Source organism: Streptomyces griseorubiginosus (assembly GCF_036345115.1).
Taxonomy (GTDB): Bacteria; Actinomycetota; Actinomycetes; order Streptomycetales; family Streptomycetaceae; genus Streptomyces; species Streptomyces griseorubiginosus_C.
Window position 1 is genome coordinate 1,798,776 of the sequence record NZ_CP107766.1, and the last position, 12,391, is coordinate 1,811,166.

The following is a 12,391-nucleotide window of genomic DNA, read 5'->3' on the forward strand; positions in this document are numbered from 1 at the left end:
AGGGACGAACGTAAGCCTCCTGGAGAGGCTTGCCAAGACCATCGTCGTTAACCCGCGAAGTCGATCACGTTTCACACTCCAGTGGAGGAGCAACGTGCCCGGTCGGCAGGGTTGTGGGGAACCTGTCAGGTGGAGAATCCGGCGACGCGCAGGGCGTGCACCAGGTCCCAGTGCCGCTCCTGGGAGACGGCCTTCGCGGCCGTGAGGAGGAGCGGGACAAGCGTCCGCGGGTCCGGTTCGGCGCTGCGGGCGGCCTCCTCGGGGGTGCGGACGCGGACGTACGCGTCGAGGAGCGCGGAGACCTCGCGGCGCCGCCCCTCGGCGACCAGCGCGAGGACGGCCGCGCCGATCTCCCCGGCGGGCCGTGCGACGCCCTGGCGCAGCACCTGCTCCCCGTCGGTGCTCCGCCCCGCCGCGACCAGGGCGTCCGCGGCGGCCACCAGCCGCTCGGCGGGCAGCGAGGCGGCCTCCCAGAGCAGCGTCGCCCAGTCGGCGCCCAGCCCGGCGCGCTGGAGCTCCGCGGCGAGCAGCGGGAAGCGGTCGGCGGGCCAGTGGGCGACCTCGACGAGCAGGGCGTGCGCCTCGCCGGTACGGCCCTCGGAGCGCAGCCGCACCAGCGTCGCGACGGTGTCGGCGGTCTCCCGCAGCGCCGTGTCCCCGGTGTCCGTCGGGGCGGCCTGCTCCTGCGTCCGCCCGTCCGCCGCGTCGACCGCTCCGGCGAAGCGCGCGCCGCGCGGAGTACGGCCCCGTCGGGCGGGCGCGGCGGGCAGATCCGGTACGGCGGTCGGGGGTACGACGACGCCCCCGGCCTCCGCCTCCCCGACCCCGGCGAAACGGGCACCACCTCGGCGCCGCTTGCGCTGCTTGGCGGCCGGGGGCGGGGCCGCGGAGGGTGACTGTCGGGGGGTGTCGGCGCCGTGTGCGTGGTCGGAGGCGGTTGCGGTCGGCGCCTGCTGGGGGTCGTACGCCCTCTCGAACGCGCCGGTCCCGCTCAGCTGGTGTGTGCCGTACCCGGGGTGGACCCCTTCGGCGGCTCCGGGTCCAGGTGAGGTGGCCGGGGCGGGCGCGGGGGCGGGTCGCTGCGGTGCGTGGGAGGTGTCGGCCGTCTCCGGGGCCGCCGCAGGGGCGGTGCCGCGCTGCTGGGGCATGGCCACGAAGCCGTCGCCGTGGCCCGCGGCCCCGCGCTCACCGGCCCCGGCGCCCCCGCTCACCTGCCCGTCGGCCCAGGCCCGCTCCCCCGGCCCTGCGCCCCCGTCGTGGCCTCGGTGGACCGTCCCGGCGTCCTCCACCCGCACCCGCCGGAATGCCTCTTCCCCAACGGCCTGGTCCCGGCGGAGGGCGCCCTCGTCCCTCACCCGCCCCCGTCGGATCACATCGGCCCGGTCGCCCATCGTGCGATGGTCCAACGCGGTCATGCGGGACTGGAGTTCGGCGCAGCGGCGGACCGCGCGTTCGTGGTCGTCGCGGGCCCAGGCGAGGTCGAGACGGAGGGCGTCGGCCTCCTCCTGGGTAGTGGCCGACGCGAGCCGGCGGCCCAGTTCGGCCTGCCGTTCCGCGGCATAGCGCTGTTCGCGGAGCATGACGTCGAAGCGGTCACCGAGGGCGTCCCGGCCGCCGGGCCGGGCGTCGTGGGCGGCCTGCGCGGCGGCGTGCAGGGGGCGGGCCCGCTCCGCCTCGGCGCGGGCCGCCTCGGAGCCGTAGGCCACACCGAGGTCCTGGATGAGCGCCTCCACCACGTCCCAGGGCGGGATCTCACGGCCGTCGAGGCACGCTTGCATACCGTCCGGATCGCGCTGCCAGAACACCGCGCACCAGCCGCCGCCCTGGTCCAGACGCGCCAGCACACCGTCCAGGTAGGCCACGAACTCCCGCACCCGACCCGGGAGTTGATCCACTGCCATCGCTCAACTCCCGTTAGACCGGAGCACTCCGGTCCGTAAGCGAACACCAGCAGTGTTACGAACGGGCTACGGCGAGTTTTCAAAGCAGCAGCAGGAGTCTCCTGGCACGGCCCCGACCGCTGAGCGAACTCCCGTCACACACCCGCCAACTCACACAGTTGGGCCAGCTCGTCCATCGACAGGCCGAGCGCCCTGGCGAGCGCGGCGACCGTGAAGAACGCCGGGGTCGGCGCCCGCCCGGTCTCGATCTTCCGGAGGGTCTCCGCGGAGATCCCGGCGCTCGCCGCGACCTCGGTCATGCTGCGGCCGCCACGCGCCTCGCGCAGCAGCCGACCGAGCCGCTCGCCGCGTTCGCGTTCTTCGGGGGTGAGAGGGGTGCGCACCATGCCCCCCATTCTAATACCGGTATAGTAATTGGCATGGTGGAACTGAAGACGGACACATCGATGGATGCCATGCACGAGGCGGGACAGGTCGTCGGGCGTGCACTGACAGCCGTGGAGAAGGCCGCTGACGTGGGCGTGTCCCTGCTGGAGCTGGACGAGGTGGCGCGCGGGGTGCTGCGGGAGGCCGGGGCGTCCTCGCCCTTCCTCGGCTACCGGCCCACCTTCGCGACCACCCCCTTCCCCGCCGTCATCTGCGCCTCCGTGAACGACGCGATCGTGCACGGCATCCCGACCGGTTACCGGCTGCGCGACGGCGACCTCGTCTCGATCGACTGCGGTGCCCAACTCGGCGGCTGGGCGGGCGACTCGGCGATCAGCTTCACGGTCGGCCGGCCGCGTCCCGAGGACGTACGGCTGATCGAGACCGCCGAGCGGGCCCTGGCGGCCGGGATCGAGGCCGCGGTCGTGGGCAACCGCATCGGGGACATCGCGCACGCGATCGGCACGGTGTGCCGGGCCGGGGGCTACGGCATCATGGACGACTTCGGCGGCCACGGCATCGGCCGCCGTATGCACGAGGACCCGCCGGTCCCCAACGAGGGGCGCCCCGGGCGGGGGCTCGCCCTGCGGCACGGCATGGTGCTCGCCCTCGAGCCGATGCTCATCGCGGGTGGCACCGACGCGTACCACGCGGCGCCGGACGGCTGGACCCTGAAGACGGACGACGGCTCACGGGCGGCGCACGTCGAGCACACCGTGGCCGTCACGAACACCGGTCCACGGGTACTGACCGCACGCTGAGTCAAGGTGCGCCCTGAAGATCGCGGGCTCGGGGAGGGGCGCACGTGGGTTTCAAGCGGCTGTTCGGGACGGGGGATCCGGGCGAGGCGATCGAGGTGGACACGCGGATCCTCGGACCGGCGCTGCCGGGCGGGGAGTTGAGGGGCGAGGTCCTGCTCAGGGGCGGGCCGCGCGAGACGTACGTCGACCATCTCGGGCGAGGAGCGGCGGCTGACCTTCGCGGAGCGGCTGCCCTGGAGACCCCGCTGAGCGAACTCGGCGGACGGGCGCTGGGCGTCGCCCTCTCCGTGAAGAGCCGGATCGCGCGCGGCGACGACGGTGACGGCATCGAGGTCGACGACGACCTGCTGCACGTCTCGGCGCTGCCGCTGCACGAGGCGGTCCTCGACCTGTTCGCGGAGGAGGGCTGTCTCTGCGACGCGGCGGACGTCGTCGAGGGCGACGTGCCGGGCACCGAGCAGCGTCTCGGCATCATCCAGACCTTCCGGCTCACCGGCCACTCCCCCGATCCTGACCGGCCGGACGCCCTGGAGGTCACCTTCCAGACCAACGCCGTCGGCGCGATGGTGCATGTCCGGCGTGCCGCCCCCGACGAGCGGTACTGGGAGGACAAGCCCCCGGCCCGCCGCCTCCCCGCCGCCCACCACGAGGTCGGCACGGTCGACTGGCGGCCGCGGGTCGGCAAGGTCCTCAGCGAACTGGCCCTGCTGGACGATCGCTGAAAGTGCCCCACTCACCCATCCGTGCGAAGGTGTAACCGGCTGACACCCGGGTTACCCGGCCCCGGCACATCGATCAGCGAGGGCACCCCGGCCCGCGCGGGGTTGCCGGATGGGAACGCTATGACCAGCGGATTCAGCGGATCGGAAGGCTATGACGCCTTCGGAGAGTTCCTCGCCCGTTTCTTCGGCGGACCGCGTCCCGGTCCCCGGCAGATCAACATCGGCCAGCTGCTGAGCCAGCCGGCCCGGGAGCTGGTGCAGGGGGCCGCGCAGTACGCCGCCGAGCACGGCAGCCGGGACCTGGACACCCAGCACCTGCTGCGGGCCGCGCTCGCCGCCGAGCCGACCCGGACCCTGCTGAGCCGGGCGGGCGCCGATCCCGACTCGCTGGCCTCGGAGATCGACGAACGCTCCGGCCCGGTCCAGCACCAGCCGGAGGAGGCCCCGCCGCCGACCTCGCTGTCGCTGACCCCGGCCGCCAAGCGGGCCCTGCTGGACGCGCACGAACTGGCCCGGGCCCGGGGCGCCGGCTACATCGGCCCGGAGCACGTGCTGAGCGCCCTGGCCGCGAACCCGGACTCGGCAGCCGGCCACATCCTGAACTCGGCCCGCTTCGCCCCCACCGGTCTGCCTCCCGAGGCGACCCCGGACGCCGGACAGCCCCGCGCCGAGGCACAGCGCACCACGAGCACCCCCACCCTCGACAAGTACGGCCGCGACCTCACCGACCTCGCCCGCCAGGGCCGTATCGACCCGGTGATCGGCCGGGACGACGAGATCGAGCAGACCATCGAGGTGCTGTCCCGGCGCGGCAAGAACAACCCGGTGCTCATCGGGGACGCGGGCGTCGGCAAGACCGCGATCGTGGAGGGCCTGGCCCAGCGGATCGTCGACGGGGACGTGCCCGACGTACTGACCGGGCGGCGGGTCTTCGCCCTCGACCTGACCGGTGTGGTCGCCGGCACCCGCTACCGGGGCGACTTCGAGGAGCGCCTGACGAACATCGTGGGCGAGATCCGCGACAACTCCGACCGGCTGATCGTCTTCATCGACGAACTGCACACCGTCGTCGGCGCGGGCGGGGGCGGTGAGGGCGGCTCCCTGGACGCCGGCAACATCCTCAAGCCCGCACTGGCCCGCGGTGAGCTGCACATCGTGGGCGCGACCACGCTGGAGGAGTTCCGCCGGATCGAGAAGGACGCGGCCCTGGCCCGCCGTTTCCAGCCGATCCTGGTCCCGGAACCCACCGTGGCGGACGCGATCGAGATCCTGCGCGGCCTCAGCGACCGCTACGAGGCCCACCACCAGGTCCGCTACACCGACGAGGCGCTGGTGGCGGCCGTCGAGCTCTCCGACCGCTATCTCACCGACCGCCGGCTGCCGGACAAGGCGATCGACCTCATCGACCAGGCAGGAGCACGCGTACGGCTGCGGGCGCGCACCAAGGGCACGGATGTACGGGCCCTGGAGCGCGAGGTCGAGCAGCTGAGCCGGGACAAGGACCAGGCGGTCGCCGACGAGCAGTACGAGCAGGCCACGCAACTACGGGACCGCATCGCCGAGTTGAAGCAGCGGATCGCCGAGGCCACCGGAGGCGACGAGGCCGACGAGGGCCAGCACCTGGAGGTCACCGCCGAGGCCGTCGCCCACGTGGTGTCCCGGCTGACCGGCATCCCGGTCAGCAGCCTCACCGAGGAGGAGAAGGACCGGCTGCTCGGCCTGGAGCAACACCTGCACGAGCGGGTGGTCGGCCAGGACGAGGCCGTACGCGTCGTCTCCGACGCGGTCCTGCGCTCCCGCGCGGGCCTCGCCAGCCCGGACCGGCCGATCGGCAGCTTCCTCTTCCTCGGCCCGACCGGCGTCGGCAAGACCGAACTGGCCCGCGCCCTGGCCGAGTCCCTGTTCGGCAGCGAGGAGCGCATGGTCCGCCTCGACATGAGCGAGTACCAGGAGCGCCACACCGTCAGCCGTCTGATCGGCGCCCCGCCCGGCTACGTCGGCCACGAGGAGGCGGGCCAGCTGACGGAGGTCGTCCGCAGGCACCCGTACTCGCTGCTCCTTTTGGACGAGGTGGAGAAGGCCCACCCGGACGTCTTCAACATCCTCCTCCAGGTCCTCGACGACGGCCGCCTCACCGACTCGCAGGGCCGCACGGTCGACTTCACCAACACGGTGATCGTCATGACCAGCAACCTGGGCTCGGAGGCGATCACGCGGCGGGGCGCGGGCATCGGCTTCGGGTCGGGCGGCACGGACGAGGAGGCCCGCCGGGAGCAGGTCCTGCGCCCCCTGCGGGACCACTTCCGCCCGGAGTTCCTCAACCGCATCGACGAGGTGGTCGTTTTCCGCCAGCTCACGGGGGAGCAACTACGCCAGATCACCGAGCTGTTGCTGCAGAGCACCCGCCGCCTGCTCCGGGCCCAGGGCGTCACGGTCACCTTCACCGACAGCGCGGTCGACTGGCTCGCGGAACGCGGCTACCAACCGGAGTACGGCGCCCGCCCGTTGCGCCGCACGATCCAGCGGGAGGTGGACAACCAGCTGTCCCGCCTGCTCCTGGACGGCACGATCAAGGACGGCGACCGGGTGACGGTGGACACAGAAGCGGGTTCTTTGAAGTTCCGGTCGGCGGGGGCGCCCCTTTAGGGGCGCGGGGGACTGCGCGACCAGCCCCCCACGCACCCGCAGGCGACTACGGCGCGGGGTACACCACTTGCGCAGACCCCCCACCCCGCCGAACCGTCTCAGCAGCGGCAAGCCACTTCCCACCCGGCAACCGCTGAACACCAGTCGCCGCCCCGATCTCGGGATTCAGCTTGAACGAGTGCCCGATGGCCTCCAGTTGAGACCGCGCCCCACTGCTGTACAGCGCCGGCTCCAGCTCGGTCTGCGCAGCGTTCCGCTGACTCGCCCGAGGCGCCGCGATCGCGTCCACCAGCGGCAACCCACGGTCCACGAACTCGGTCAGCACCTGGAGCACGGTGGTGATGATGGTCGCCCCACCGGGTGAACCCAGCGCCACCACAGGCTTGTTGTTGCGGTCGAGCACGATCGTCGGCGAGATCGACGACCGCGGCCGCTTGCCGGGGCCGGGCAGGTTCGGGTCGTGCACGGCAGGGTTCGCCGGCGTGAACGAGAAGTCCGTCAGCTCGTTGTTGAGGATGAACCCGCGCCCGGGCACGGTGATCGCGCTGCCGCCGGTCTGCTCGATGGTCAGCGTGTAGGAGACGACGTTCCCCCACTTGTCGGCCACCGTCAGATGCGTGGTGTTCTCGCCCTCGTACGTCGTCGGAGCCGCAGTGCCCCGATTCGTGCAGCCCGCCGGATGCCGCGGGTCACCGGGCGCCAGCGGACTCTGGAGCACCGCGTCGTCCTTGATGAGGCAGGCCCGCGAGTCGGCGAACTTCTGCGACAGCAGCCCCTTCGTCGGTACGTCCTCGAAGGCGGGGTCGCCGACCCAGCGCCCCCGGTCCGCGAAGGAGATCCGGCTTGCCTCGATGAAGTGATGGAGGTACTGGACCTCACTGGCCTTCGAAAGGTCGGTGTGCTCAAGGATGTTGAGGGCCTCACCGACGGTCGTGCCGCCGGAGGAGGAGGGCGCGATGGAGTAGACGCCGAGCCCACGGTAGGAGGTCTTGGTGGGCTTCTGGAGCTTGGCCCGGTAGGCGGCGAGGTCCTTCTCGGAGAGGTCACCCGGCCGTGCGTTCCAGCCCGAGGCCGGGTCCACCGGCGGGTGGTTCACGGTGTCGACGATGTCGTCGCCGAGGTCGCCGTGGTAGATCGCGCCGACGCCCTTGCGTCCCAACTCCGCGTAGGTGCGGGCGAGATCGGGGTTCTTGAAGGTCGACCCGACGACCGGCAGCTGACCGCCGGGCAGGAACAGCTTCGCGGTGTCGGGGAAGTACCGGAACCGCGTCTCGTTGGAGGCGGTCTGCGAACGGAAGGTGTCGTCCACGACGAACCCGTTCCGCGCGATCCGCTCGGCGGGCTTGAGGACGGTGCCGAGGGATCTGCTGCCCCACTTGCCGAGCGCGGTGGCCCAGGTGGCGGGGGTGCCCGGCGTTCCCACGCTCAGTCCGCTGCTGACGGCGTCGGCGAAGGCGAGCGGCTTGCCGTTCTCCACGAACAGGTTCTCGTCGGCGGTCAGCGGTGCCGTCTCGCGGCCGTCGATGGTGTGGACGCTGCGGGACTTGGCGTCGTAGTAGACGAAGTAGCCGCCCCCGCCGATGCCCGAGGAGTACGGCTCGGTGACGCCGAGCGCGGCGGCGGTGGCGACGGCCGCGTCGACCGCGTTGCCGCCCTTCCTGAGGACTTCGATGCCGGCGGCGGAGGCGTCCGCGTCGACGCTGGAGACGGCACCCCCGTAGCCGACGGCGACGGGTACTTTCTGCGGTGCCGAGGTGGCCTGCGGCGGCGCCGCCGCCCCCACCGACACGACGGCGGCCGAGACCGCCAGGACCGACAGTTTCCGCGCGACAGGGCGACGCATCCGTACCTCCAGTCCAGGACCGTCCGCGCAGCGTAACCACATCCCCGGGGCACCGACACCCCTCCTCGGGACAGGTGTCATGCGAATGCCACACTTCGAACACCGGTACGTACCAGCGGTGTCGGCCCGCTAGCATGCGCGCACATGAATGACGACGTGCGCAACATCGTCCTGGGCGTGGTGGCGGCCGGCATCAGCGCCACGCTCGGCTGGCTTGCCCGTACGTACTTGTGGAAGCGGAAACTCCGCCGCAAGCAGGCCTTCTTCGGGCTGCCGGACAACTCCGAGTCGCTGCTGGTCGTCAACCGCGGCGCGAGCGGCCCGGACCTCGCGGTGATGCGCTACGACGTGTTCGCCCTGCTCGAACTCGCCGCGCTCATCAAGGACTGCAACGCCCACGCCCAGGTCCTCCCGCACGACGCGGCACGCCAGGGCTTCGGCGAGCGCACCGAGTTCTGCGTGGGCGGCCCGGCCTCCAACCGCCGTATGGCGGCACACCTTTCCTCCCTGCTGCCCGGTGTCCGGGTGAACGTCGACGCCGAGCCGAGCCCCGACCGCGGCGCCTTCCAGGTGGGCACCGAGCGCTACCGGGTGGAGGTCGGCAAGTCCGAGTACGCCCTGCTCGGCCGGCTCACCGTCGAGCAGAGCAACGGCACCCGGCCGGTGTTCCTCTTCTGCGGTCAGACCGCGATCACCAACCAGGCCGCGACCCGCTATCTCGCCCGCAACCACGAGCGGTTGACCCGCAAGTACGGCGACAGCACCTTCGTACTGCTGCTGCGGGTGGTCAACTCGGGGGCGTACGGGCCGGATGTCGTGGAGCTGGTCGCGGACGTGACACGGGAGGCCAAGACGCCGCTTCCGGCGGCCGCGGCTCCACGGAACTCCCACCGCGCCTCCTGAATTGATTCACACCACAACAATCGTTACTCCCACGTAACTTACCGACGGGTTACTTGCGGTAAGCGGGCGAGGTTACCGTCTGGTCACTTTGCACTGACACGAGTAGGGAGTGACCCGTGGGACACCCTCGCAAGGCCCTGCGTACGACCACCGTGGGCGCCGTCTCCGCGACTCTGATCGCCGGTAGCGCCCTCGGACTCGCCCCGACCGCGCAGGCGGCGGACGCCGTCCGCTTCGTCGACATCGCCGGTGACGGCGGCACCGTCCTCAAGGCCAACGTCGTCACACCCTCCGGAGCCGACGGCACCCGGCGCTACCCGCTGCTCGTCCTGCCCACGAGTTGGGGCCTGCCCCAGGTCGAGTACCTCGCCCAGGCCCAGAAGCTCGCGAACTCCGGTTACATCGTGGTCAGTTACAACGTGCGCGGGTTCTGGCAATCGGGCGGGGAAATAGAAGTCGCGGGCCCGCCCGACATAGCCGACGCGTCCAAGGTCATCGACTGGGCACTCGCCAACACCCCTTCCGACGCCCGGCGCATCGGCATGGCGGGCGTCTCGTACGGCGCCGGCATCAGCCTGATCACCGCCGCCCAGGACAAGCGCGTCAAGGCGGTCGCCGCCCTGAGCGGCTGGGCCGACCTGATCGACTCGATCTACTCCGGCCGCACCCAGCACGTCCAGGCCGGCGCCGTGCTGGACGGCGCCAGCCTGGTCACCGGCCGTCAGAGCCCCGAGATCCGGCAGATCTTCGACAACTTCTACGCGTCGAACCTGTCGAAGGAACAGGAGATGATCGACTGGGGGAAGAAACGTTCTGCCGCGACCTACGTGGACCAACTCAACCAGAACGGCGCGGCGGTCATGATGGCCAACGCGTGGGGTGACACGGTCTTCGCGCCCAACCAGTCCGCCGACTTCTACGAGAAGCTGACGGGCCCGAAGAGACTGGAGTTCCGGCCCGGCGACCATGCCACGGCCGAGCTGACCGGGCTGTTCGGCCTGCCCAACGACGTGTGGACCGACACCGAGCGCTGGTTCGACCACTACCTCAAGGGCGAGGACAACGGGATCGACCGCGAGGAGCCGGTCCGGCTCAAGTCCCGTTCCACGGGCGGCTACGAGGGCTACCCGGACTGGAAGTCCGTCGGCGCCACGCGGAAGAAGATCGCCCTGGCGGGCACCACCACGATCCACACCAACGTGGACTCGGGCGCGGACGGCGGGATCGTCTTCCTGTCCAGCATCCTCGACCAGATCGCCCGGGTTCCCCCGGTCGCCTCGATCCCCCTGCTGCCCCGCCGCTGGGCCGCCGTATGGCAGTCGGGCAAGTACGCCACCGCACAACAGGTGCGCGGCACGGCCGAGTTGCACACCACGCTCACCCCCACCAAGGAGAGCGGCACCCTCGTCGCCTACCTGTACGACGTGGGGCCGCTCGGCCTCGGCAAGCTGGTCTCCCACGCGCCGTACACCTTCCACGGGCGGACGCCCGGGAAGCCGTTCGACGTCGACCTGGAGCTGTTCTCCACGGCCTACGACGTCCCGGCAGGGCACCGTCTCGCCCTGGTGGTCGACACGGTCGACCCGCTCTACATCGAGCACAACCCGTCCGGCGCTCAGCTGACCTTCTCCTCGCCGGCGAACGACCCGTCGTACGTGTCGATTCCGCTGCGCGAGCAGTGATCTCCGGCCGGCGCCGGGCGGGTATGGCTCTGTGACCGCTGCCCCCTACGGTTCAAGGGCCGTGGGGGGACCCCCACCCGGCAGCGGCGTCCCTGGGGGCCCGGCCGCCATCACCGTGGGGGTGAACGGACCATCGTAGTCGAGGCTCGGGAGCATGGCCGTCGCCCCTCTCAGTGCTTGAGGATCTTGGAGAGGAAGTCCCTGGCGCGCTCGCTGTCCGGATTGGTGAAGAAGTCGTCCGGGGCGCGGTCCTCGACGATACGGCCGTCCGCCATGAACACCACGCGGTTGGCGGCCGAACGGGCGAAGCCCATCTCGTGGGTGACGACGACCATGGTCATGCCCTCCCGGGCCAGCTGTTGCATGACCTCCAGGACCTCGTTGATCATCTCCGGGTCGAGGGCCGAGGTCGGCTCGTCGAACAGCAGGGCCTTGGGCTCCATGGCGAGGGCGCGGGCGATGGCCACCCGCTGCTGCTGGCCGCCGGAGAGCTGGGCGGGGTACTTGTCGGCCTGGTCGGCCAGGCCCACCCGGTCGAGGAGTTCGCGGGAGCGCCGGTCGGCCTGCTCCTTCTTCCGCTTGCGGACCTTGATCTGTCCCAGGGAGACGTTCTGCAGGACTGTCTTGTGGGCGAACAGGTTGAAGGACTGGAAGACCATGCCGACCTCGGCACGGAGCTTCGCGAGGGCCTTGCCCTCCTCGGGCAGCGGCTGCCCGTCGAGCGTGATGGAACCGGACTTGATGGTCTCCAGGCGGTTGATCGTCCTGCAGAGCGTGGACTTGCCCGACCCCGAAGGGCCGATGACCACGACCACCTCCCCCTTGCCGACGGTGAGGTTGATGTCCTGCAGGACATGCAGCTCCCCGTAGTACTTGTTGACGTCACGCAGTTCGATCAACGGATCGACGACGGCCATGCCCAGCCCTACTCACTCTCAGCTGTGTCGTGGTTGCCGCAACCTATCGAGGCAAGATCGCACATAAAGAACGACACGCACTTTTCGGTCATTAGCCGTATTTACGCCGTACTTACGGCCATGGATTCACTCCTCGGCCACCTCCGCGTAGAGCTGGGAGAGCTCGGGCACCCCGCTGCCGGCCCACTCGTGACCGGCGGCCACGACATCGAACTCACGGCCGGACTCCAGCCGGATCACGGGCTGTCCGTCCGACCGCAGATCCCAGGCCGCCCCGGGGACGGTCCGCACGATGACCGTGCCGAGATAGAGCCCGGCGTCGTTGCCGAGCCAGAGCAGGACCTCCTCGTCGTCGCGCCAGCCGGGCACCAACTGGTCGAGCGCCTCCAACGACGCCTCCGTGTCGTCGAGTTCGACGCCCGACCGGGAGGCGTGGGAGCGCAGCAGCTCGCACTCGGCGAGCAGTTCGGCGATGCCCTCGGCGTCGCGGGTCCCGGGCTTCTCACTCCTGCCGCCCAGAAAAGGGATCTTCATACGCCCAGCGTGTCACTCACCCGGCCGCCTGCACCACAGGCGCGCGGACCGTCGTT

General features: G+C 71.1%; 10 protein-coding genes. 5 read left to right on the plus strand and 5 right to left on the minus strand.

The window, feature by feature from the left end; translation table 11 throughout:
• Positions 1–125: 125 nt before the first annotated feature.
• Together OHN19_RS08270 and OHN19_RS08275 are read right to left on the minus strand one after the other, a co-directional pair.
• Positions 126–1,901: a hypothetical protein gene (locus OHN19_RS08270; protein ID WP_330263536.1), complete on the minus strand. Its 1,776-nt coding sequence runs from the start codon at positions 1,899–1,901 to the stop codon at positions 126–128.
• 134 nt (positions 1,902–2,035) lie between these two features.
• Positions 2,036–2,287, minus strand: a complete 252-nt coding sequence (locus tag OHN19_RS08275) for a helix-turn-helix transcriptional regulator (protein ID WP_330263537.1) — start codon at positions 2,285–2,287, stop codon at positions 2,036–2,038.
• Between the two features lie 33 nt (positions 2,288–2,320).
• On the opposite strand from OHN19_RS08275, the gene map reads away from it, so the two are divergent.
• The 3 genes from map (at position 2,321) to OHN19_RS08290 (ending at position 6,456) form a co-directional block, all read left to right on the plus strand.
• Positions 2,321–3,088 carry a type I methionyl aminopeptidase gene (gene map, locus OHN19_RS08280; protein ID WP_330263538.1) on the plus strand — a complete coding sequence of 256 codons (768 nt, stop codon included), beginning with the start codon at positions 2,321–2,323 and terminating at the stop codon, positions 3,086–3,088.
• A 44-nt stretch (positions 3,089–3,132) separates the two neighbouring features.
• On the plus strand, positions 3,133–3,810 hold the full coding sequence (locus OHN19_RS08285) for a sporulation protein (protein WP_330263539.1): 678 nt from the start codon (positions 3,133–3,135) through the stop codon (positions 3,808–3,810).
• Positions 3,811–3,930: 120 nt separating this feature from the next.
• Positions 3,931–6,456, plus strand: coding sequence for an ATP-dependent Clp protease ATP-binding subunit (locus tag OHN19_RS08290; RefSeq protein WP_330263540.1), 2,526 nt, complete (start codon positions 3,931–3,933; stop codon positions 6,454–6,456).
• A 46-nt stretch (positions 6,457–6,502) separates the two neighbouring features.
• On the opposite strand, the gene ggt is transcribed toward OHN19_RS08290, so the two are convergent.
• Positions 6,503–8,299, minus strand: a complete 1,797-nt coding sequence (gene ggt, locus OHN19_RS08295) for a gamma-glutamyltransferase (RefSeq protein WP_330263541.1) — start codon at positions 8,297–8,299, stop codon at positions 6,503–6,505.
• Positions 8,300–8,443: 144 nt separating this feature from the next.
• Between ggt and OHN19_RS08300 the strand changes: the two genes are divergently transcribed.
• Positions 8,444–9,202: a hypothetical protein gene (locus tag OHN19_RS08300; protein ID WP_330263542.1), complete on the plus strand. Its 759-nt coding sequence runs from the start codon at positions 8,444–8,446 to the stop codon at positions 9,200–9,202.
• 116 nt (positions 9,203–9,318) lie between these two features.
• Positions 9,319–10,884 carry an alpha/beta fold hydrolase gene (locus OHN19_RS08305; protein WP_330263543.1) on the plus strand — a complete coding sequence of 522 codons (1,566 nt, stop codon included), beginning with the start codon at positions 9,319–9,321 and terminating at the stop codon, positions 10,882–10,884.
• Between the two features lie 170 nt (positions 10,885–11,054).
• On the opposite strand, the gene OHN19_RS08310 is transcribed toward OHN19_RS08305, so the two are convergent.
• Positions 11,055–11,801, minus strand: a complete 747-nt coding sequence (locus tag OHN19_RS08310; protein WP_330263544.1) for an amino acid ABC transporter ATP-binding protein — start codon at positions 11,799–11,801, stop codon at positions 11,055–11,057.
• A gap of 126 nt (positions 11,802–11,927) precedes the next feature.
• Complete coding sequence (locus OHN19_RS08315) at positions 11,928–12,335, minus strand: DUF6278 family protein (RefSeq protein ID WP_330263545.1); 408 nt, start codon at positions 12,333–12,335, stop codon at positions 11,928–11,930.
• Between the last annotated feature and the right edge of the window lie 56 nt (positions 12,336–12,391).